23 protein-coding genes are annotated in these 21990 nt (G+C 63.2%); 10 read left to right on the plus strand and 13 right to left on the minus strand.

The features are described 5' to 3' along the window. Positions 1 to 85: 85 nt before the first annotated feature. Positions 86 to 847: an endonuclease III gene (nth, locus tag B5526_RS18725; RefSeq protein WP_079540382.1), complete on the minus strand. Its 762-nt coding sequence runs from the start codon at positions 845 to 847 to the stop codon at positions 86 to 88. A gap of 22 nt (positions 848 to 869) precedes the next feature. Between nth and B5526_RS18730 the strand changes: the two genes are divergently transcribed. Both B5526_RS18730 and B5526_RS18735 read left to right on the plus strand, forming a co-directional pair. After that, positions 870 to 1391, plus strand: a complete 522-nt coding sequence (locus B5526_RS18730; protein ID WP_079540384.1) for a DUF2244 domain-containing protein — start codon at positions 870 to 872, stop codon at positions 1389 to 1391. Positions 1392 to 1445: 54 nt separating this feature from the next. Further along, complete coding sequence (locus B5526_RS18735) at positions 1446 to 2342, plus strand: methylated-DNA--[protein]-cysteine S-methyltransferase (RefSeq protein WP_079540386.1); 897 nt, start codon at positions 1446 to 1448, stop codon at positions 2340 to 2342. A 100-nt stretch (positions 2343 to 2442) separates the two neighbouring features. On the opposite strand, the gene B5526_RS18740 is transcribed toward B5526_RS18735, so the two are convergent. The 9 genes from B5526_RS18740 to dnaK all read right to left on the minus strand — a co-directional run bounded on the left by B5526_RS18740 (position 2443) and on the right by dnaK (position 10833). Then, positions 2443 to 3432: a hypothetical protein gene (locus B5526_RS18740; RefSeq protein WP_079540388.1), complete on the minus strand. Its 990-nt coding sequence runs from the start codon at positions 3430 to 3432 to the stop codon at positions 2443 to 2445. Between the two features lie 125 nt (positions 3433 to 3557). After that, positions 3558 to 4178 (minus strand): 2,3-bisphosphoglycerate-dependent phosphoglycerate mutase, encoded by a 621-nt coding sequence (locus tag B5526_RS18745; protein WP_079540390.1) that lies wholly within the window; start codon positions 4176 to 4178, stop codon positions 3558 to 3560. Positions 4179 to 4199: 21 nt separating this feature from the next. Further along, complete coding sequence (dapB, locus tag B5526_RS18750) at positions 4200 to 5015, minus strand: 4-hydroxy-tetrahydrodipicolinate reductase (RefSeq protein WP_079540392.1); 816 nt, start codon at positions 5013 to 5015, stop codon at positions 4200 to 4202. Positions 5016 to 5224: 209 nt separating this feature from the next. Next, positions 5225 to 5527, minus strand: coding sequence for a DUF1330 domain-containing protein (locus B5526_RS18755; RefSeq protein WP_079540394.1), 303 nt, complete (start codon positions 5525 to 5527; stop codon positions 5225 to 5227). A 19-nt stretch (positions 5528 to 5546) separates the two neighbouring features. Continuing rightward, positions 5547 to 6257: an orotidine-5'-phosphate decarboxylase gene (pyrF, locus tag B5526_RS18760; RefSeq protein WP_079540396.1), complete on the minus strand. Its 711-nt coding sequence runs from the start codon at positions 6255 to 6257 to the stop codon at positions 5547 to 5549. A 6-nt stretch (positions 6258 to 6263) separates the two neighbouring features. Further along, complete coding sequence (locus tag B5526_RS18765; RefSeq protein ID WP_079540398.1) at positions 6264 to 6842, minus strand: NADPH-dependent FMN reductase; 579 nt, start codon at positions 6840 to 6842, stop codon at positions 6264 to 6266. A gap of 112 nt (positions 6843 to 6954) precedes the next feature. Further along, entirely contained in the window at positions 6955 to 7557 is a 603-nt protein-coding gene (locus B5526_RS18770) for a class I SAM-dependent methyltransferase (protein WP_079540400.1), read from the minus strand. Positions 7558 to 7656: 99 nt separating this feature from the next. Further along, complete coding sequence (gene dnaJ, locus B5526_RS18775) at positions 7657 to 8787, minus strand: molecular chaperone DnaJ (protein ID WP_079540402.1); 1131 nt, start codon at positions 8785 to 8787, stop codon at positions 7657 to 7659. Between the two features lie 144 nt (positions 8788 to 8931). Further along, the gene (gene dnaK, locus B5526_RS18780) at positions 8932 to 10833 is read right to left on the minus strand and encodes a molecular chaperone DnaK (RefSeq protein ID WP_079540404.1); all 1902 of its coding nucleotides are present in this window, start codon (positions 10831 to 10833) and stop codon (positions 8932 to 8934) included. A gap of 382 nt (positions 10834 to 11215) precedes the next feature. Here dnaK and B5526_RS18785 point away from each other — a divergent pair, with 382 nt between their 5' ends. Further along, a complete protein-coding gene (locus tag B5526_RS18785; protein WP_079540406.1) occupies positions 11216 to 12166 on the plus strand; it encodes a hypothetical protein in 951 nt (316 codons plus the stop codon). 34 nt (positions 12167 to 12200) lie between these two features. Here B5526_RS18785 and grpE read toward each other — a convergent pair whose 3' ends face one another. Both grpE and hrcA read right to left on the minus strand, forming a co-directional pair. Then, complete coding sequence (gene grpE, locus B5526_RS18790; RefSeq protein ID WP_079540408.1) at positions 12201 to 12821, minus strand: nucleotide exchange factor GrpE; 621 nt, start codon at positions 12819 to 12821, stop codon at positions 12201 to 12203. A 96-nt stretch (positions 12822 to 12917) separates the two neighbouring features. Beyond that, complete coding sequence (gene hrcA / locus B5526_RS18795; protein ID WP_079540410.1) at positions 12918 to 14006, minus strand: heat-inducible transcriptional repressor HrcA; 1089 nt, start codon at positions 14004 to 14006, stop codon at positions 12918 to 12920. A 247-nt stretch (positions 14007 to 14253) separates the two neighbouring features. Here hrcA and rph point away from each other — a divergent pair, with 247 nt between their 5' ends. Genes rph through hemW form a run of 3 tightly spaced genes read left to right on the plus strand, consistent with a single transcriptional unit; the run spans position 14254 to position 16789 of the window. Next, positions 14254 to 14967 (plus strand): ribonuclease PH, encoded by a 714-nt coding sequence (gene rph, locus B5526_RS18800; RefSeq protein WP_079540412.1) that lies wholly within the window; start codon positions 14254 to 14256, stop codon positions 14965 to 14967. 39 nt (positions 14968 to 15006) lie between these two features. After that, positions 15007 to 15642 (plus strand): RdgB/HAM1 family non-canonical purine NTP pyrophosphatase, encoded by a 636-nt coding sequence (gene rdgB / locus B5526_RS18805; protein ID WP_079540414.1) that lies wholly within the window; start codon positions 15007 to 15009, stop codon positions 15640 to 15642. Next, positions 15629 to 16789, plus strand: a complete 1161-nt coding sequence (gene hemW / locus B5526_RS18810) for a radical SAM family heme chaperone HemW (protein WP_079540416.1) — start codon at positions 15629 to 15631, stop codon at positions 16787 to 16789. Before rdgB ends, hemW begins: the two co-directional genes overlap by 14 nt. 12 nt (positions 16790 to 16801) lie before the next feature. Here hemW and B5526_RS18815 read toward each other — a convergent pair whose 3' ends face one another. After that, a complete protein-coding gene (locus B5526_RS18815; RefSeq protein ID WP_079540418.1) occupies positions 16802 to 18028 on the minus strand; it encodes a penicillin-binding protein activator in 1227 nt (408 codons plus the stop codon). Between the two features lie 292 nt (positions 18029 to 18320). Here B5526_RS18815 and rsmI point away from each other — a divergent pair, with 292 nt between their 5' ends. The 4 genes from rsmI to B5526_RS18835 all read left to right on the plus strand — a co-directional run bounded on the left by rsmI (position 18321) and on the right by B5526_RS18835 (position 21817). Further along, positions 18321 to 19289 carry a 16S rRNA (cytidine(1402)-2'-O)-methyltransferase gene (gene rsmI / locus B5526_RS18820; RefSeq protein WP_079540420.1) on the plus strand — a complete coding sequence of 323 codons (969 nt, stop codon included), beginning with the start codon at positions 18321 to 18323 and terminating at the stop codon, positions 19287 to 19289. Next, on the plus strand, positions 19276 to 19701 hold the full coding sequence (locus B5526_RS18825) for a YraN family protein (RefSeq protein ID WP_154071353.1): 426 nt from the start codon (positions 19276 to 19278) through the stop codon (positions 19699 to 19701). Before rsmI ends, B5526_RS18825 begins: the two co-directional genes overlap by 14 nt. 37 nt (positions 19702 to 19738) lie before the next feature. Next, positions 19739 to 20686, plus strand: coding sequence for a glutathione synthase (gene gshB / locus B5526_RS18830; protein WP_079540424.1), 948 nt, complete (start codon positions 19739 to 19741; stop codon positions 20684 to 20686). 159 nt (positions 20687 to 20845) lie between these two features. Further along, positions 20846 to 21817 (plus strand): MBL fold metallo-hydrolase, encoded by a 972-nt coding sequence (locus tag B5526_RS18835; protein ID WP_079545101.1) that lies wholly within the window; start codon positions 20846 to 20848, stop codon positions 21815 to 21817. Positions 21818 to 21990: the final 173 nt, after the last annotated feature.

The following is a 21990-nucleotide window of genomic DNA, read 5'->3' on the forward strand; positions in this document are numbered from 1 at the left end:
ACCGTTGACGGTGCCGGGCTGATCTGGTCCTGCGAACTCAAGAAACGCCGCCTTTTTATTCAAGAGATATGACGGCGATCATGCCTCAAACCGTCTTTTCCGGCCAGCGGCAGAGATCGTTGATCAGGCATACCTCACAGCGCGGCTTGCGCGCCAGGCACGTGTAGCGGCCGTGCAGGATCAGCCAGTGATGCGCGTGCAACATGAACTCGGGTGGGACCACGCTCAAAAGACCGAGTTCCACCTCGAGCGGCGTCTTGCCGGGCGCAAGGCCGGTGCGGTTGGCGACGCGAAACACATGGGTGTCGACCGCCAGCGTGCCCTCGCCGAACGCCATGTTGAGCACGACATTTGCCGTCTTGCGGCCGGCGCCGGGCAGCGATTCGATCTCGGCGCGGGTGCGCGGCACCTCGCCGCCGAATTCGGCGATCAATTTTTCCGACAGCGCGATGACGTTCTTCGCCTTGGTGCGGTAGAGCCCGATGGTCTTGATATAGTCGCGCAGTTTCTCCTCGCCGAGCGCGAGCATCTTTTGCGGCGTGTCGGCGACCTTGAACAATTCGCGCGTCGCCTTGTTGACACCGGAATCGGTCGCCTGCGCCGACAGCACGACCGCGACCAGGAGCGTAAAGGGGTTGAGATGCTCGAGCTCGCCCTTTGGCTCCGGATTGGCTTTACGAAAGCGGCTGAAGGCCTCGTAGATCCCGGCCGGCGTCCATGGTTTTGGCTTTTTTGTTCGCCCGCGCGCCGCCACCGGCTTGGCCGCGGCAGGCTTGCGGGAATTTTTGACGCGCTTTGGGGATAGAGCTTTCGATTTGGGCAGAGCTCTGCGAGTGATTTTCGCCATGATCCGGGTATACTGACACGTCATGACCGCAGGCAACGACTTTGATCCTGAGACGGCGCAGCCGGAATTGTTTTCGGCGCTGCTCACCCCGCATCGGTCGCTGAACCGCACCGGATTTCTGGTGCTGATGACGTTTCTCAGCGTGGTCAGTTTTGTGGCCGGGCTGGCGTTCCTGATGATGGGCGCGTGGCCGGTGTTCGGCTTTTTCGGCATCGATGTGCTGGTCGTCTATTGGGCGTTCCGGGTCAATTTCCGCCGCGGCAATGCGACCGAGGAGATCCGGGTAACCACAACGGAGCTGCGCGTGCGCCGGGTCAGCCATCGCGGCCATGTGGTCGAATGGGTGCTCAATCCGCTGTGGGTGCGGCTCGATCAGAAGACCCATGCTGAATTTGGCATCGAAAAGCTCTATCTGGTCTCCAAAGGCCGCCATGTCTCGATCGCGAACTTTTTGGGACCCGACGAAAAAGCTAGTTTTGCCAAGGCCTTAAGCGCAGCGCTGCAGGCCGCGCGGCGCGGCCCGACCTATAACCCGGTTTCGTGAAGACTCGTCGGGAATCGGGTGGTTCGGACACCGCGCCCGTCCTACATCAGGACCATGATGAACCTCGCCATAAATGACCATCGCCTGGCCAAGTCGGGCTCCCAGAACGCCGCGCTGCGCGACTATGATTCGGTGCGGCGTGCCATCGCCTTCATCTCGGAACACTGGCGCACGCAGCCGACCATCGAAGCGATGGCGGATGCCGCCAGCGTAACGCCGGATGAGTTGCACCATCTGTTCCGCCGCTGGGCCGGGCTGACGCCAAAGGCCTTCATGCAGGCGCTGACGCTCGATCACGCCAAGGGCTTGCTACGCGATTCCGCCAGCGTGCTCGACGCGGCGCTGGACTCCGGGCTTTCGGGCCCGGGGCGGCTGCACGATCTGTTCGTCACCCATGAGGCGATGTCGCCGGGCGAATGGAAGAACGGCGGCGCCGGCATGACGCTGCGCTATGGTTTCCATCCCTCCCCGTTCGGTACGGCGATCGTGATTGCCAGCGGGCGCGGGCTCGCCGGTCTTGCGTTCGCCGATCCCGGCGAGGAGCAGTCAGCGCTGGCCGACATGCAGCGGCGCTGGCCGCGCGCGACCTATGTCGAGGATCGCGACGGCACCTCGGCGCTGGCGCAACGCATCTTCGACACAAACTTGTGGCGGCCGGACCAGCCGCTGCGCGTGGTCCTGATCGGCACTGATTTTGAAGTGCGGGTGTGGGAGACGCTGTTGAAAATCCCGATGGGCCGCGCGGTCTGCTATTCCGACATCGCGACCAAGATCCAGAGCCCAAAGGCTTCGCGCGCCGTTGGAGCTGCGGTCGGGAAAAATCCGCTGTCGTTCGTGGTGCCCTGCCACCGCGCGCTCGGCAAGGGCGGCCAACTCACGGGCTATCACTGGGGCATCACCCGCAAGCAGGCGATGCTCGGCTGGGAAGCCGGACAGGTCGGGATGCATTAGGGCTCGATGTTAGTTCGTAGGCTGATTGAGCAAAGCGATACCCATCACCTCCGTTTACGTGGCTGATGGGTTTCGCAACGGCTCAACCCATCCTACGATTCTACTGGCCGACCTCTTCCCAAGTCCGAGAAGCGCCAGTCGGCGTTGCGAGGCGCCTGTTGAACGCCCACAGTCCCAGCGCGAAGGCGAGCATCAGGAGACCGCCAACAAGGACCGACATCGGCGCCAATCCAAGCCTCTCAAACCATTGCGTGTAGAAATGGATGCCAAAAAACACCGCGGTGATATTGACCATCCAGCGCCTGTTCTCCCAAACAGCCCAGATGCCGGCCCCAAGCAGCGCAACCGTCCAGCCGATCACAAACGGCAGAGGTGGAATGACCTCGGAGTAGTTTGTCACAAGATTGGGATTGCCTTGCAACAACGAGCGGATCAGCAGCAAACGATCGCCCCAGAGCGAGCCGATCCAGAAACCAAAATTGACCATGAACACCGACGTCCGCGCTGCAACCAGCGCCAGGCGCTCGTAGTCCGCTGAGAGCAGCTTCGAAGCATAATACGTCCCGAGTGCGATGAGACTAAAAAGTACGATCGTGAGAAGCGGCTCGTAGATGGCGAGCATGTAGGTGGCGTGCCAGTAGCCCGTCCGGGCACCCAGACAGGCACCGAGCGTGAGCACTGCCGCGGCCATCAGCAAGCTCGACCGTGCGACGATGGAGGCTAGCGCGAGCGCAACGGTGACGATCAACATCGCCGTCAACGCGCCCTTGCCGAAGGCGAGCACACCGCCCGAAAACATCAGAGCGCCAGCCACAAGGCAGATTTGCGCAAACAGGCTCCATTGCTCTTTGCCGGGGAAAGTGAGTGCAAGTCCGACCGCAAATGCGACGAGACCAAGGATGAGCGCTGTCTCGGGCCTCGGCGCCAGCGCCAACGCTCCCACACTCACGGCAACAACTCCGAAGCCAACGAGTAAGTTAATTGCGAGCGAGCTGGTATCTTTGGCGGCCAAGCGGCGCAGCCGCTCTGCCTCGACCGGCGAGAGTTTTCCTTCCTCCACAAGCTTAGAGAGATCGAGCGTGATCTTCACGTGACCCCCTACCCGGCATGATTCATGGGGTTAGTTTAGCCAAAGACCATTTCGCTATCTATGGCTTAGCCATGACACTCTTGAGACCGCGCGGCCGGCAATTCGTAGGCATCATCTGCGCCGCTTCACGCCAGGTCGAGTTTTGATGCGACCGTCGAATCGGCATTGAGCCGGTAGATGATCGGCACGCCGGTGGCCAGTTCGCGCGCCAGAATTTCCTTCGGCGACAATTTTTCCAGGACCATGATCAACGCACGCAACGAATTGCCGTGGGCGGCGACCAGCGTGCGCTCGCCGCGCAATACGCAGGGCTGAATTTCCTGCACGTAATACGGCAGCGTGCGCGCCAGCGTATCCTTCAGGCTCTCGCCGCCGGGCGGCGACACGTCGTAGGACCGCCGCCAGATATGCACCTGCTCCTCGCCCCATTTCTTGCGGGCATCGTCCTTGTTCAATCCCGAGAGGTCGCCATAGTCGCGCTCGTTGAGCGCGAGATCTCGCTTGGTCGGAAGGTTGGTTTGGCCGAGTTCGGCGAGCGTCAAATCGAGCGTGTGCTGCGCGCGCTTCAGGACCGAGGTAAAGGCGATATCGAATGACAGCCCCTGCGCCTTCAGCTTGCGGCCGGCTTCCCTGGCCTCGGCAATGCCCTGCTCGGTGAGATCGGGATCCTTCCAGCCGGTGAAGAGATTTTTTAGGTTCCATTCGCTCTGGCCATGACGCACGAGCACGAGTAGGCGGTCGCTCATTTTCTTGTTCCGTTTGGATTTCTAGAAGTCGTTCAGCCCGAGCACGTCGGCCATCGAATAGAATCCAGGCTTCTGACCGCGGGCCCACAGCGCTGCCTTGATGGCGCCTTGCGCGAACATGGTGCGGTCCTCGGCCCGGTGCGTCAGCTCGATGCGCTCCATGGGACCTGCGAAGATCACGCTATGGTCGCCGACGGCGGTGCCGCCACGCAGCGACGCAAAGCCGATATCGCCCGACCGGCGGGCGCCGGTCTGGCCATCGCGGCCGCGCGCCGAATGCTGGTCGAGCGCGATTCTGCGGCCAGCCGCCGCAGCCTCTCCCAGCAGCAAGGCGGTGCCCGAGGGCGCGTCGACCTTGGCGCGGTGATGCATTTCCAGGATTTCGATATCAAAGCTTTCGTCGAGCGATTGCGCGACCCGCTTCACCAGCGCCGCGAGCAAGTTGACGCCGAGGCTCATATTGCCTGATTTGACCACGATGGCGCGCGAGGTGACGCTCTTGATCACGGCGTCATCCGACGACGACAGTCCGGTGGTGCCGATAACGTGCACCAGGCCGCGCTCGGCGGCGATCGCGACATTGGCGATGGTCGCGCCGGGCACGGTAAAGTCCAAAATGCCGTCGGCGTCGGCCGACAGCTTCCACAGATCGGCCGAAAGCAGGATGCCGTTGGCGGGCAGGCCGGCGAGCACCCCGGCATCCTTCCCCAACAGCTCGGAACCGGGAGCCTCCAGCGCGCCGGTGAGGACGGCACCCGGGGTCTCCGAGATGACACGCGTCAGCGCGCGGCCCATCCGGCCGCCGGCCCCCGCAACGATCAAGCGCATGTCGGACATCGTTTAAAACCTCGCTCCTGCGGTATAGCCGGGGCGGGCTGTTCGGGCAACGTCTCGTCATGCCCGGGCATAGCCGTCCGAAGGACGGCGTCGCTTCCGCTCGCCTATGCCCGGGCATCCACGTCTTGCTTCTTTTTGGAGGCAAAAGACGTGGATGGCCGGGACGACGCCCGGCCATGACGGCAAGACTGGTGTGCGCTTACGACAGTCTACGGCTGCTGCCCGTCATAGCCTTCGATGATCAGGAGGTCGCATTCGGAATGGGGCGAGCGCAGCGCGACCAGACGGGCATATTCGGGTGAGTTGTAGCAGGCGATTGCGGTCTCGTAGTCCTTGAATTCCAGCACCACATTGCGCGACCGCGACGAGCCTTCCCTGGCCTCGTACTTGCCGCCGCGCACCAGAAATTTTGCGTCGAACTTTTTGAATACCGCGCCGTTCTGCGCGATGTATTCCTTGTAGCCGTCCATGTTGTGAACGTCGACGCGCGCGATCCAATAGGCTTTTGCCATTGCGTTTTCCCTTTTTGTTTTAACCCAGCGCCTGCACGATTTCGGCCTGGATGGCCTCCGCCATCGCCTTGGGATCGGCGGCCTCGATCACCGGCCGTCCCACCACCAGATAGTCCGCCCCGGCCGAGATGGCGCGTGCCGGCGTCATGATGCGCTTCTGATCGCCGGTGGTGGCTCCCGCCGGCCGGATACCCGGCGTCACCAGCACCATCTGATGGCCGACGATCTTGTGCAGGGAGGCCGCCTCCTCCGGCGAGCACACCAGCCCATCGACGCCGAGCACCTGGGCCTGCCGGGCCCGGGCTTCGGCGAGGTCCGCTACGCCGAACCTGTAGCCGGCCGCATGCAGATCGCCGTCGTCGTAGGAGGTCAGCACGGTGACGCCGAGGATTTTCAGGCCCGAGCCGGCGCGGCCCTCGACCGCCGCCTTCATGGTCTGCGGATAGGCGTGCACGGTCAGGAAGGTCGCGCCCAATTTTGCGACGCTCTCTACCCCGCGCGCTACCGTATGGCTGATATCGTGCAGCTTGAGATCGATGAAAACCTTCTTGCCGGCGTCCGCAAGCCGACGCACCAGCGGCAATCCTCCGGCGTAGGCCAGCTGGTAGCCGATCTTGTAAAACGTCACGCTATCGCCGAGCCGCGCGATCATCGCTTCCGCGGGCGCCACTCCGGGCAGATCGAGCGCCACGATCAAGCGGTCGTTGGGAGCGATCTTGGCTGGCTGCATGTCACCTCACATCATGCGTTGGGAGACGTCGATCAATTGCCGCACCAGCGCGTTGAGCGCCTCGATATCGGCGGGATGCTTTAGGCGGTCCATATCATCATAGGCTTCGCTGGCGTGCGACAGCGCGAGCTGGTTCGGAATGACGGTAGCGTGGCAGGAGGTCAGGATCAGCCGCAGCGCCGCCAGCGACCGCGTGCCGCCGAGCCGGCTTTCGGAAGCGGCGGCGATCGCAAAGGCCCGCTCGCGGAACACCTGACCGCGACTTTCCTCGCCATCCTGCACCCGCGTCACCCAGTCGATGGTGTTCTTCACCAAGGGTGGCACCGAGGAATTATATTCCGGCGTCACGATCAAGACGCCATGATGGGCGCCGATCATGCGCTTGAGATTAACCGCGTTCTTCGGCACGCCCGATTTGCTCTGCAAATCGCCGTCATAGATCGGCAGTGGAAAATCGGCGAGCGAAATGCGGGTGATTTCGGCGCCTGCCTGCACGAATTGATAGGCGGCGGCCGCCGCAAGCCGCACATTGAGCGAGCCGGTGCGCAGCGAGCCGGGGATCACCAGGATTTTCAGCGCGGACATGATCCAGATCGCAATAAGTGTAGAACCCGCCGCATAGCGGCGCTCTTCAACCGGTTTGCGCGTATTCTTTTCGCAAAACCGGTACCCACTTTTGCGGAATACGCGCGCCGGTTCAGCCCTTGCGATACACCCAGACACGGGCTGGCGGAAGGTTCATCCAGATGCGCTCGGAGGCTTCTGTGGAAACCCCCGGCAGCGATTTCGGGATCGGCGGCACCACCGAATAGGTGAACTGCACGAATGGCGCGCCCGGCGCCAGCGCCAGGAAGGCGTCGCGGATCAGCCGCAAGCGCGTCAGCATCGGTTTTGTCACCAGCGGCAGGCCGGAAACCACCGCTGACGCAGGCGCGCTCAGCACATTCCAGAGCGAGTCGCGCAACGCATAGGCGTCGCCCTGAACGACTTTGGCTTCGGGATAACGGTCGCGCAGCAGGGCGCAGAAACCCGGATTATATTCGACCAGCACGAGACGCTTTTGGTCCACGCCATGCTCGATCAAGGCGCTGGTGATCGCGCCGGTCCCCGGCCCAAGCTCGACCACCGGTCCTTCGGAGTCGATATCGACATATTGCGCCATGGTGCGCGCCAGAAACCGCCCCGATGGCATCACCGCGCCCATGTGCAGCGGCTTCTCGATCCATGAGCGAAGGAAACGCACCTCATCGTCCAGACGAGGGGGCTTTTTCAACGCACGCACGGACGATTGCAAAGGCATTGTCGCTACCAGGCGGGACCGCAAATAGCGGGGACTGTCAGAAATCAGTCATAAAGACGTATAGGTAGCAACTGAAACGGTCAAGCTGAACGCGCATGATCAGTTGGCGCGGGTACCGAAGAAGTCCTTGACCTTAGTGAAGAAACCCGCTGCTTCCGGCTGGGTTGCGCCCGACGACAATTTTTCAAACTCGGCCAGCAATTCCTGCTGCTTCTTGGTCAGATTCTGCGGCGTTTCGACCACGACCTGGACATACATGTCACCGGTCTGGCGCGAGCGGAGCACCGGCATGCCCTTTGATGCAATGCGAAAGCGCCGGCCGGACTGGGTGCCGGAGGGGATTTTCACCTTGGTCTTGCCCTTGTCGATGGTCGGCACCTCGAATTCGCCGCCCAACGCCGCCGTCACCATGGAAATCGGGACCCTGCAATGCAGATCGGCGCCATCGCGCTGGAAGAACTGATGGCTGGCGAGCGAGAGGAAAATGTAGAGATCGCCGGGCGGCCCACCACGGACGCCGGCTTCGCCCTCGCCGGCAAGCCGGATCCTTGTGCCGTCTTCGACGCCTTGGGGGATATTGATCGACAGGGTCCGCTCGCGCGTCACGCGCCCGGAGCCCGCGCAGGAGGGACAGGGGTCTTCGATCATCTGGCCGCGGCCCTGGCAGCCGGGACAGGTCCGCTCCAGCGTGAAGAAGCCCTGCGCCTGGCGCACCCGCCCCGCGCCGCCGCACATCGAGCAGGTCTTGGGCTTGGTGCCGGCCTTGGCGCCGGTGCCCGAACAGGATTCGCAGGTCACCGAGACCGGGATCTCGATCTGGGCGGTTTTGCCGATGAAGGCTTCCTCCAGCGTGATTTCCATGTTGTAGCGGAGATCCGCGCCGCGCTCGCGGCCGCCGCCGCGTCCGCGCTGGCCGGCCATGCCGAACAGGTCTTCGAAAATATCCGAGAACGAGGAAGCAAAGCCGGCGCCGAAGCCGGGACCGCCGGCGCCATTACCCTGCTCGAACGCCGCATGGCCGAAGCGGTCGTAAGCGGCGCGCTTGTCGCCGTCTTTCAAAACCTCATAGGCTTCGTTGATTTCCTTGAAGCGCATTTCGCTCGAGGCATCGCCCGGATTCTTGTCCGGATGCCATTTCATCGCGAGCTTGCGGAATGCCGCTTTCAGTTTGGATTCGTCCGCGTTGCGGTCGACTTCAAGGGTTTCGTAGTAGCAGCGCTTGGTGGACATTCGTCAAATCCGCCCGAAGTTCGTCCTCATTCCGAAGGAATGCGCCCCAGAGGATGCAGCCTCCGGCTTAAAGAAAAATGACCCCCATTCGTCGAGACGCTGCCAGCGTGCTCTTTCGAATGAGGGCCATGGTGGTCAGCCCGCTTAAGCAGACTTCTTGGTGTTCTTGTCGTCGTCGACCTCGGTAAACTCCGCGTCGACCACGTCGTCCTTGGCGGCATCCTTGGCCGCATCGGCCTCGGCCTGCTGCTTGTACATCGCCTCGCCGAGCTTCATCGAAGCCTGCGCCAGCGTATTGGTCTTGGCCTTGATGGCCTCCGCGTCGTCGCCCTTCAGCGCTTCCTTCAAATCGCTGACGGCGTCCTCGATGGCGCGGCGATCCGTCTCCGGGATCTTCGAGCCATGTTCGGCCAGCGCCTTCTCGGTGGAATGCACCAGCGAGTCGGCATGGTTCTTGGCGTCGACCGCCTCGCGGCGCTTCTTGTCCTCGGCGGCGTTGGCCTCGGCGTCCTTGACCATCTTCTGGATGTCGGCTTCGGAAAGACCGCCGGAAGCCTGGATCCGGATCTGCTGCTCCTTGCCGGTCGCCTTGTCCTTGGCGGAGACGTTGACGATGCCGTTGGCGTCGATGTCGAAGGTGACTTCGATCTGCGGCATGCCGCGCGGCGCCGGCGGAATGCCCATCAGATCGAACTGGCCCAAAACCTTGTTGTCGGCCGCCATTTCGCGCTCGCCCTGGAAGACGCGGATGGTGACGGCGTTCTGGTTATCCTCGGCGGTGGAGAACACCTGGCTCTTCTTGGTCGGGATCGTGGTGTTGCGATCGATGATGCGGGTGAACACGCCACCCAGCGTCTCGATGCCGAGCGACAGCGGGGTCACGTCGAGCAGCAGCACGTCCTTGACGTCGCCCTGCAGCACGCCGGCCTGGATCGCAGCACCGATGGCGACGACTTCGTCGGGGTTGACGCCCTTGTGCGGCTCCTTGCCGAACAACTGCTTCACCACTTCCTGGACCTTCGGCATGCGGGTCATGCCGCCGACCAGCACCACTTCGCCGATCTCGCCGGCGGTGAGGCCTGCGTCCTTCAGCGCCTTGCGGCAGGGCTCGATGGTCTTCTGCACGAGATCATCGACCAGCGCCTCGAACTTGGCGCGCGTCAACTTCATCGTCAGATGCTTCGGCCCGGTCTGATCGGCGGTGATGAAGGGCAGGTTGATTTCGGTTTGCGTGGTCGAGGACAACTCGATCTTGGCCTTTTCGGCGGCCTCTTTCAGGCGCTGCAAGGCGAGCTTGTCGTTGCGCAGGTTGATGCCCTGCTCCTTCTGGAATTCATCGGCCAGATAACTGACGAGCCGCATGTCGAAATCTTCACCGCCCAGGAAGGTGTCGCCATTGGTCGACTTCACCTCGAACACGCCGTCGCCGATCTCGAGGATCGAGATGTCGAAGGTGCCGCCGCCGAGGTCGTACACCGCGATGGTGCCGGATTTCGTCTTGTCGAGACCGTAAGCGAGCGCGGCCGCGGTCGGCTCGTTGATGATACGCAGCACTTCGAGGCCGGCGATCTTGCCGGCGTCCTTGGTGGCCTGACGTTGCGCGTCGTTGAAATAGGCGGGAACGGTGATGACGGCCTGATCGACCTTCTGGCCGAGATGGGCTTCGGCGGTCTCTTTCATCTTCTGCAGGATGAAAGCGGAAATCTGCGAGGGCGAGTAGGTCTTGCCGTCGGCTTCGACCCAGGCATCGCCGTTGGACGCCTTGACGATCTTGTAGGGGACAAGCTTCTTGTCCTTTTCCACCATCGGGTCGTCATAGCGGCGGCCGACCAGACGCTTCACCGCGAAGAAGGTCCGCTCGGGATTGGTCACCGCCTGGCGCTTGGCGGGCTGGCCGACGAGGCGCTCACCGTCATCGCTGAAGGCGACGATCGACGGGGTCGTCCGCATGCCCTCGGCGTTTTCGATGACTTTCGCTGTCTTGCCATCCATTACGGCGACGCACGAATTCGTGGTGCCGAGATCGATCCCAATGACCTTTCCCATGGTCCTCATATCCTTCTTTTTGCGGCAGGTTGGCTGGGCCCTGACGGCGCACCAATCCAAACCCCCAAACGATCAAATGCTCGCGATATTGCGACGGTGAGCCTCATATAGGAGGGGGGCTAGGCCCCGCAAGGACTTGCGCGCAACCTTAACCCTCGAAAACCCCCGGCCTTGAAAGATAGTGTCCCCCTTCGGGCCGCCACGGCCGGCCCCGCCGGCGCCGCCCCGGCCGGCGGTCGGCGCAAGATGAACGGAATACGGCTTGGCCTGTTGCCGGAGCGGCAAACCCGCTAAAAGCGGCGGACCGTTAACGTCGCCGCGGGAAGCGGGCCGCCACCGGCCGACCATTGAACGGCCTCAATGCAACCTCAGTAGATTTTTCATGAAGCCCATTCGACTGACATCCGCGGTTGCGCTGCTCGTCGGCGTCATCCTCCTTGCCCTCGGTCCTGCGCTTGCCGCGGAGCCGATTTTCCCGCCGGGAATCCGGATCGGCTTGACGCCCCTGGTCGGCCTCTCCCCCGCCAAATCATTCGTCGGTTTCGAAACCGAGGACGGCGGCGTCAAGGTCTTGATGGCGGAGCTGCCGGCCGAGGCCTATGGGGAGGTCGTCAATGCCTTCAAGGCCAATCCGGCGGGCACCGGCGGCATCAAGCCCGAGAGCATCGAGACGTCAGCGGGGCTTGCCTATTACACGATCGAGAACGCCAAGGACGGCGCAACCAGTGTGCGACGCTATTCGATGATTCTGTCTGGCGGCACCTTCTCCGGCTATGTCGCCGTACAGGTTCCCGAGAACGCCGGCAAAATCTATACCGACGACGCCGTACGGCAGATGTTCGCGTCGGCGGTGGTCCGCAAGCAAGTTCCGGTCGACGAGCAACTCGGACTGATGCCGTTCAAGTTCAGCGAGCTCAGCAATTTCAAAAATATCCGCACGCTGGCACCTGGCGCGGCCGTCATTCTGGCCGACGGCGACGAGGTAACCGGCTTTGAACCGGCGCCCTTCATGGTGATCGGCCTGATCGGCGCGACGCCGGCGCAGCCCGAGGATCGCGGACGGTTTGCCCAACAGGCCGCCACCACCATTCCTGGCGTCCGCGACGCGCGCATCACGATGTCCGAACCGATCCGCATCGACGGCCAGCCCGGCTATGAGACGCGTATCGATGCAACCAGCGGCAAGGACAACACCTCCGTCACCGTGGTGCAATGGTTGAAGTTCGGCGGCTCGAGCTCGCTGCGCATTATCGGCAGCTCGCCGCGTGACCAGTGGACGTCAGCGTTTCCGCGCTTCCGCGCCGTGCGTGACGGAATTCAGCCGCGCGGATAGATATGCGGATAGATAGAGCCTGACTGACGCCTCTTTAGGCCGCGCTGCTCGGTTCGTTGCCGTTGGCCGGCGTGCCGGCCTTCGCGCCACCCTTGGAGACCGCGACAAGCGCCGGCCGCAGCACGCGGTCGCCGATCATATAGCCGGCCTGCACCACCTGGACCACCGTTCCCGCCGGCACCGAGGGGTCCGGGACCTCGTACATCGCCTGCTGAAAATTCGGATCGAATTTCTCGCCCGACGGATCGAATTTCTTGACGCCGTTTTTCTCCAGCGCGTTGAGCAGCGAGCGTTCGGTGAGCTCAACGCCTTCGATCAGCGCCTTCAACCCGGGATCGGCGGAGGCCCTGGTATCGGCCGGAACCGCATCGAGCGCGCGCTGCAGATTATCGGCGATATCGAGAACGTCGCGCGCGAAACCCGAAATGCCGTAGGTTCGCGCATCCGCCACCTCGCGCGCGGTGCGCTTGCGGAGATTCTCCATCTCCGCCAGCGTGCGCAGCATCTTGTCGCGCGCCTCCGCGGCCTCCTTGGCGAGCGCTTCGGCCGAGCCCTCTTCGGGATCGTCGGGCATGATGTATGGCTTGGAAACCACGGGCTCGGGGCCTTGCGCCGGGTTCGCCGGATCGTCCTTCTGCCGGGTGGGATCGGTCATAGACTGCCTTTTCAAAAATCGTCGGTAATGAAGGGGGAGTTGCTGGGGCGGGATATCGTGCTTTAGGCGAAGAAAATCAAGCGCAACCAGAAGGCATCAGCCGCCCAGCATGCGGCTGACGATGCGCGCGGCATAATCCACCGTCGGGATCACCCGGGCATAATTGAGCCGGGTCGGCCCGATCACGCCGAGAACGCCGACAATGTGGCCGGCGCCATCGCTATAGGGCGCGATGATGGTGGACGAGCCAGACAGCGAAAACAGCTTGTTCTCCGATCCGATGAAAATCCGCACGCCCTCGGCGCGTTCGGCGCGCCCCAAGAGATCGATCACGCCGCGCTTGGTTTCGAGATCGTCGAACAACAAGCGCACGCGCTCCAGATCCTCGAGCGCGTGCAGATCCTCGAGCAGATTGGCGTGACCGCGCACGATCAATTGCCGGTCATCGTTTTCGCCGCCGGACCAGCTTGCGATTCCGGCGGCGATCACCTTCTGCGTCAGCTGGTCGAGTTCGGCGCGGTTCTGCGTCAATGCGGTTTCAAGCTCGAGGCGCGCCTCGGCCAGCGTCCGGCCTCTGATCCGCGAATTGAGAAAATTGGTGGCTTCGGTGAGCGCGGAAGAGGGAACGCCGGGCGGCAGCGTCAGCACGCGGTTCTCGACCTGGCCGTCCTCGCCGACCAGCACCACCAGCGCCCGCTCCGGCTCCAGGCGGACGAATTCGATATGCTTCAGGCGCGAATTGGATTTTGCGGTCAGCACCACCGCCGCGGCACGGGTCAAGCCCGACAGCCGCGTCAAGGCTTCGCCAAGGGCTGCTTCGACCGATTGCGCCCTGCCGACGGAGGCGAGCTGGGACTGGATCGACTGCCGCTCGGATTCGGTGAGATCGCCGACCTGCATCAAGGCATCGACGAAAAAGCGCAGGCCCAATTCGGTCGGCAGCCTTCCGGCCGAGGTGTGCGGCGCGTAGATCAGGCCAAGCTGTTCCAGATCCGACATCACGTTGCGCACCGAGGCCGGCGACAGCGGCACCGCGATCAGGCGCGAAATGTTGCGCGAGCCGACGGGCTCGCCGGTCGCAAGGTAACTTTCGACGATTTGACGAAAGATATCCCGCGAGCGCTCGTTGAGCGCTGCGAGCCCGGCATGCGGCGCGATCAGGCCAATCGGATCGTGGTGGGCCACGGTTTACTCCCGGCGCGTGATCCGACAAGATCATGCGCCATCTTGATATCTAAGCGCGCCCGGACGCAAAACCGGATTCCACTTTTGCTGGTCGCGCTTGCACTGACCTAATTTGTCCCTCTCAGGGGCCGGTGACAAGCGGGCATTAGTGGGCGAAGGTGTGGCAAAGGGCCTTGCCGCTGCGCCTTCCCCCTCCTACAAGCACCGCGAGCCCACAATTTTTCGCTGAATTTTCGGAGGATTTCCCATGCGGCCAAGCCGCCGTGCGCCGGATGAACTGCGCGCCGTATCGCTGGAACGCGGCGTCGTCAAATATGCCGAGGGTTCCTGCATGGTCAAATTCGGCGACACCCATGTGCTGGTCACCGCCACGTTGGAAGAGCGGCTGCCGCCATGGCTGAAGGGCCAGGGCCGCGGCTGGGTCACGGCCGAATACGGCATGCTGCCGCGGGCGACGCTGGAACGGACCCGGCGCGAGGCTTCGGCCGGCAAGCAAAACGGCCGTACCGTCGAAATCCAGCGCCTGATCGGCCGCTCGCTGCGCGCCACGATCGACCTCGAAGCGCTCGGCGAGCGCCAGATCACGGTCGACTGCGACGTGCTGCAGGCCGATGGCGGCACCCGCACCGCCTCGATCACCGGCGCCTGGGTCGCGCTCGCCGACTGCCTGTCCTGGATGAAGACCCGCAACATGATCAAGGGCAATGTGCTGCGCGACAATGTCGCCGCGATCTCCTGCGGCATCTATAACGGCACGCCGGTGCTGGACCTCGACTATGCCGAGGATTCGGAAGCCGAAACCGACGCCAACTTTGTCATGACCGGCGACGGCCGCATCATCGAGGTGCAGGGCACCGCGGAAAAGACGCCATTCACCCAGGAGGAATTTCTGGCGCTGATGGCCTTGGCGCGCAAAGGCGTGGCGCGGCTGGTGGATTTGCAGAAAATGGCCGTAGCGTGATTTCAGATCGTGCCCTCACTGGCGTAGACTAACAATCGCATGCACCGTCGAATCACAGGCAGGCTCGTGATCGCGACCCACAATCCCGGCAAGCTTGCCGAGATGCGGGAACTGCTGGCGCCGCACGGCGTCGAGGCGATATCGGCGGGCGAGCTTGGCCTCGGCGAGCCCGAGGAGACCGGCGACACATTTGCAGCCAATGCCCGGATCAAGGCGGCGGCCGCCGCCAAGGCCGCGCAGCTTCCAGCCTTCGCCGACGATTCCGGACTAGTGGTCGACGCGCTCGACGACGCGCCCGGAATTTTTTCGGCGCGCTGGGCCGGCCCAAACAAGGATTTTAACGCCGCGATGACGCGGATCGAACGGTTGCTGCAGGAGCGCGGCGCGACCACTCCCGCGCAACGAAGAGCGCATTTCGTTTCGGCCTTATGCGTCGCCTGGCCCGACGATCATCTCGAAGAGGTCGAGGCGCGTGCCGACGGCACGTTGGTGTGGCCACCGCGCGGCACTGCAGGTTTCGGCTACGATCCGATGTTCATGCCCGATGGACATACCCGCACGTTCGGCGAGATGACGAGCCTCGAGAAACACGGCCTGCCGCCGCTCGGGCTCGGCCTGTCGCACCGCGCCCGCGCATTTGTAAAACTGGCGGAGATCTGCCTTGACCAGCGCTGACGGGAAAGAAGCCTTCGGCGTTTACGTGCACTGGCCTTTCTGCCTGTCGAAATGCCCGTATTGCGACTTCAACAGCCATGTCCGGCATGCGCCGATCGACGAAGAACGGTTTGCCCGTGCCTTCGCCCGCGAGATCGAAACCACCGCGGCGCGCGCACCGGGCCGCGAAGTATCGTCGATTTTTCTCGGTGGCGGCACGCCATCCCTGATGCGGCCGCAGACCGTCGGGGCGATCCTGGATGCGATCGGCCGACACTGGCGGGTCGCTCGGGAAGTCGAAGTCACGCTCGAAGCCAATCCGACCAGCGTCGAGGCCACGCGGTTTGCCGGTTATCGCGCAGCCGGTGTGAACCGGGTTTCGCTCGGCGTGCAGGCGTTGGACGACGCCTCGCTGAAAGCGCTGGGACGTCTGCACAGCGCGCGCGAAGCGCTCGACGCGGTGAAAATCGCGCGCACCGCGTTCGATCGCTATTCGTTCGATCTGATCTACGCCCGTCCCGATCAGACGCCCGAGAGGTGGGCCGATGAACTGAAACTCGCGATCTCGGAAGCCGCCGAGCATCTGTCGCTCTATCAACTGACGATCGAAGAGGGCACGCCGTTCTTCGGCTTGCACGCCGCCGGAAAATTGCAGACGCCGGACGAGGCGACCGCGCGGGCGCTTTATGATATCACCCAGGAGGTCTGCGCGGCGCATGGCCTGCCGGCTTACGAGATTTCCAATCACGCACGATCCGGCGCGGAATGCCGGCATAATCTGGTCTATTGGCGCGGCGAAGAATATGCCGGCATCGGGCCCGGCGCGCATGGCCGGCTCGATATCGACGGCACAAGGCATGCGATCGCCACCGAAAAGCGGCCCGAGGCGTGGCTGATGCAGGTCGAGGCGGCCGGCCACGGCGTCGTGTCGGACGATCACCTCAACAGCGAGGAGCGCGCCGACGAATTCTTGCTGATGGGCCTCCGGCTCGCCGAGGGCATCGATCCCAAGCGCTATGCGGCGCTATCGGGCCGCGCGCTCGATCCGGGCCGCATTGCGGTGCTGCGTGAGGAAGGCGCGATTGTCGTCGACGACAGCGGACGGCTGCGCGTCACCCAAGCCGGATTTCCAGTGCTCGATGCGGTGGTGGCGGATTTAGCGGCGTAACTCCAGGCGACATCACGCCCCAAAACTCTTCGGCGATCCCGCAACCGGCACGCCGCCGCCCGATCCGACCCGCATCACCGCAAGGCCGCGCTCGTTGGTGCCGTCGGCGCGAAAACGAAACAGGCCGTCGATGCCGGCAAAGCCGGACGGATTTGTGAGTACCTCCGGCGAAAACCGCTGCGGCCCTTGCGTGCGCGCAAGTGCTGCTACCAGCGCGACCGCGTCGTAGGCGAGCGTTGCGGTTCGCACCGGGTCGGCGCCGTATTTGGCGCGGTAGCGGTTGGAAAAACCGCGAAAACCCGACGGATCCGGCGCCGCATAAAGCCCGCCCTGCAGATTAGGACTCGCGAACACGCGCGGATTGTCCCAAAGACCCGTGCCGAGCAGCTGGATGTTCCTCAAATTCGCGCCCGCCGCCGTCAGCGCATCGGCCACCGCCACCACGGAATCGCCGTCGTCGGCGATGAAGAGCGCATCGGCCTGGCCGAGCGCCTGCGCCACCGTCCGCGCGGCGGTGGCACGATCGCCGTATTTTTCGAATGCGGCCACGCGTCCGCCCCGGCGTCCGACCGCCTGCTTGAAGCTCGCCTCCACCACATTGCCATAGGCATTCTCGGGCAGCAGCGCCGCAAACGAGCGTTTTCCGATGCTGGCCGAGTATTCGACGATCCGGTTGACATCGGATTCGGGGAGGAAGCTGAGGAGATAAACGCCGCGGCCCGCGACGCTGGAATCGGTTGAGAACGCGATCACGGAAACGCCGCGCGCGCGGGTCAATTGCGCGGTCGCCGGGACCGATTGCGCAAACAGCGGACCCAGGATGATTTCCGCGCCCTCGTCGAGCGCCTGCTGCGTTCCCTGTTGCGCGCCTTGCGGATTGCCGCCGTCATCCTTGATCAGAAGCTGGATGTTCGGATTCTGAAATTCCGCCAGCGCCATCTCGGCGGCATTCTTCATCGATTGCGCGGCGACGCCGGCATTGCCCGCGGCCGACAGCGGCAGGATCAATCCCACCTTGACTTGCCCGTTACCGGCAACGAGCGGCTGCTGCGGCGGCCCTGACGGACCCGGTTGCGAAGGACTGAACGGATTGGAGAACTGGCCCATACTCTGAGCAATGTTGCCGGAGCAAGCCCCAAGCAGGGGCGCGCCGAGAATCAAGCCAACGGCCGTCCGCCGGGTTACCCTCGACGACTGAGGCCCTGAAGGCCCAGGTTTGGGTTTGAGCGGCCCCACCATCGCATCTCTTCTCTCGACCGACCGAAATCGGCCAGAACGTCCACCTCCCGATGATCAGGAGGGTGGATTCAGGCATATTGTCGGCGAATAGTTAACCAAAACAAAAGGATTATGGCCTTGCAAAGCGGGCAAGGGTTGCAGGGTCCTGTTCCCCTATCCCGTCGCGCGGCCGGCATCCGTAGCGTGCACCGTTATGGCGTAAGCGTGGCGTCCCCTTGAGCCTATTCGTTTGTCGCGTTTTCTTCACGCGAACCGGTATCCACTTCGCTCGAAAACGCTCTAGATTGGGATTATGCGCGCAAAAGCGGCTTCGATAAATAGAACTGACAGCGAGGGGGAAGCCTCGGCGCGGACATTTTCCGTGGGCGGTAATATCCTGACGGCGCCGAGGGCGGTTCCGGGCTTGCATCTGGTGGCAACCCCGATCGGCAATCTCGGCGACATTACGCTGCGCGCGCTGGAGACGCTGGCCGGCGTCGACATCATCGCCTGCGAAGATACCCGCATCACCCGAAGGCTGACCGAGCGCTATGCGATCTCGGCGCAGCTAAAGCCCTATCACGAGCACAACGCAGCGCTGGCGCGGCCAAAGATCCTGGAGCGGCTGGCGCAGGGCGCTTCCATCGCGCTGGTCTCGGATGCCGGCACGCCCTTGATTTCCGATCCCGGCTTCAAATTGGTGCGCGAGGTCTGCGCCGCCGGTTTTCCGGTGATCGCACTGCCGGGCCCGTCGTCGGTGCTGACCGCTTTGTCGGTTGCGGCGCTGCCGACCGACCGGTTTTTCTTCGAGGGATTCTTGCCGCCGAAGGAGACCGCGCGCCGCGCGCGACTGGCAGAACTTTCGCGGATCGACGCGACGCTCGTGATGTTCGAATCCGGAAACCGCGTCCAGGCAACGCTTGCCGATCTCGCCGATATCATGGGCACGCGCGATGCTGCGATTTGCCGCGAGCTGACAAAAATGCACGAAGACGTCCGCCGCGCGCCGGTCTCAGAACTCGCCAAGGCGGCGGACACGCTTGAGACGCGCGGCGAATTCGTGCTGGTGATCGGCCCGCCCGCAGGCGCCCAGATCATGGCTGCGGATGCGCTCGACGATCTCTTGCGGTCGTCGCTGCAACGCGACAGCGTCAAGGATGCGGTGGCGCACGCGGTCGAATTATCAGGCCGGCCGCGCCGCGAAATCTATGCCCGGGCGCTCGAGCTCGCCAAGGAAACTGAAAAGGAAATCACCGCGAAGGGCGACGATGGCCAAGACTGACACGAAGACGGACGGTGCCGCTCCGCCCGACAAGGCCGCAAAACTCGCCTCGCCCGCGCGCGTCGCCGCGTTCCGCACCGGTCTTTCCGCCGAAGCCCGTGCGGCCGCCTATCTCATGGCAAAAGGCTATCGCATATTGGCAAAGCGGTTTCGCACCCCCCATGGCGAGATCGACATCGTGGCGCGGCGGCGCAATCTGCTGGCCTTTATCGAGGTCAAGGCCCGCGCCTCTCTCGACGAGGCCGCCTATGCGGTGACGCCGCGCCAGCAGCAGCGCATCATCGATGCCGCGCAAGGCTGGCTGGTGGCGCATCCCGAACATGCCGAATTTGAGCTCCGTTTCGACGCCATGCTGATTGCGCCGCGGCGTTTGCCGCGCCATCTGTTGGCGGCATTCGACGCCAGCACTTGAAAGCTCCCTTCAACAGAACGAACTTGCGGGCCCACACATGAAATTGAACGTCGCCGTCCAGATGGACCCCATCGCGCGCATCAACATCCGCGGCGATTCGACCTTCGCGCTGCTATTGGAGGCGCAGAAGCGCGGCCATGGGCTGTCTTATTACACCCCCGACAATCTCTCGCTGCGCGGCGACGAGCTGGTAGCTCCGATCCAGTTGCTCACCGTGCGCGACGAGCCCGGCGATTATTTCACCCTCGGCGAACCGCGCCGCCAGCCGCTTTCCGCCTTCGACGTCATCCTGCTGCGGCAGGACCCGCCATTCGATCTCGCCTACATCACCTCGACGCATCTTTTGGAACGGCTTCACCCGAAGACGCTGGTCGTGAACGACCCCGCAAGCGTCCGCAACGCGCCGGAAAAACTGTTCGTGATGAATTTCCCGCAGCTGATGCCGCCGACCTTGATCTCGCGCGACCTCGACGAGATCAATTCGTTCCGCGACGAGCACGGCGCGGTGGTGATGAAGCCGCTGCACGGCCATGGCGGCGCCGCGGTGTTTCGGATCATGCCGCAGGACATGAATTTCGGTTCGCTGTTCGACATGTTTTCGGTGACGTTTCGCGAGCCCTGGGTGATCCAGCGCTTTCTTCCCGAGGTCAAGCACGGCGACAAGCGCATCATCCTGGTCGACGGCGAATTCGCCGGCGCCGTCAACCGCGTGCCGGCGGCCGATGATCTGCGCTCCAACATGGTGCGCGGCGGCGCCGCGCAATCAACCGAACTGACCGATCGCGAGCGCGAAATCTGCACGACCATCGGACCAAGCTTGCGCGAGCGCGGGCTGTTGTTCGTCGGCATCGACGTCATCGACGGCAACCTCACCGAGATCAACGTCACCTCGCCGACCGGCATCCGCGCCATCGCCCGGCTCGGCGGCCCGGATGTCGCGGCGAAGATCTGGGACGCGATCGAGAAGAAGCGGAGCGGAAAATAATTCTCTTCGTTTCGTTATGCAGGTGACACGTCTGTGTCGCACGCTTTCCGTTGCCCGCCTTCCAAAGGCCTAAAAGTGGTCGCAAGTTGGGCGTGGCCCGGCGGCGGAATCCGCCCGGGTAACAAACTAAAATTCCATAAAAAAATGGAGGAACAACGCATGACATACGATGTTTCGCGAAGGTCCCTGCTTGGGCTCGGTGTAGGCCTCGGCGCGACCGCTTTGATGGGCGGCAGCGCGCTGGCGCGGGCCCCCAAGCTCAACACGCAGCCATCTTATTTCTACCGGTTCAATCTGGGTGGCGCCCAGGTCACGGTGGTTTCCGACGGCCCTCTGCCGCTTGGCCCTCCCAAGGGCACCTTCGTCGGCATACCGGATGAAGACATCAAGAAGATGCTCACCGACAACTTCCTGTCACCCGACAATATCGTGCTCGAACAAAACTCGCCGATCGTGAACATGGGCGACAAGCTCGTGCTGTTCGACACCGGCATGGGGACGTCGAAAGCGTTCGGGCCGACCACCGGCCGGCAGCAGAAGAGCATGGCGGAAGCCGGCATCAAGCCGGAAGAGATCGACGCGGTGGTGTTCACGCACGCCCATATCGATCATATCGGCGGCGTGGTCGACGACAGCGGCAAGGTGCTGTTCCCGAACGCGCAGTTCTACATCGCGCAGAGCGATTTTGACTACTGGACCGATGAGGGCAAGATGGGCAGCCCTCTAAAGGATTTCGTCGTTCACGCCCGCAAGAACCTGCTGCCGGTGCGCGACCGCCTGGTGTTTTACAAGGACGGCCAGGAAGTCCTGCCCGGCGTCACGGCGATGGCCGCGCCCGGACACACCGTGGGTCACCACATCTTCATGATCACCTCGGACGGCAAGTCCATGGCCTTCCTCGGCGACCTCACCCACCACCAGATTTTGCTATTGGAAAAGCCGCGGATGCAATTCTCCTACGACACCGATCCGAAGCAGGCAGCCGAATCGCGCGTGAAGATGTTGGACATGCTGGCGGCGAACAAGATCCCCGTGATGTCCTACCACTATCCGTGGCCGGGCTATGGCCACGTCGTCAAGACCGGCGAGGGTTTTCACTATATCGCCGAGCCGATGAACATGATTCTCTGAACGGATGGTGCCCAGGGGCAGCCGGTGAGGCTGCCCCTGCACGGCCTTCAGTTTTGTTCACTAAATGTTCTTGCATTTGTCGCTGCCTTGGCCTACTCTGAGTTGCAGGAGTTGGGCCGGATGCAACCGCGAGTTCCAAGCGTCACCTTTGGGGAGATTGCAGCCCGCGTGGC

The sequence above is a fragment of the Bradyrhizobium lablabi genome (assembly GCF_900141755.1).
GTDB lineage: Bacteria > Pseudomonadota > Alphaproteobacteria > Rhizobiales > Xanthobacteraceae > Bradyrhizobium > Bradyrhizobium lablabi_A.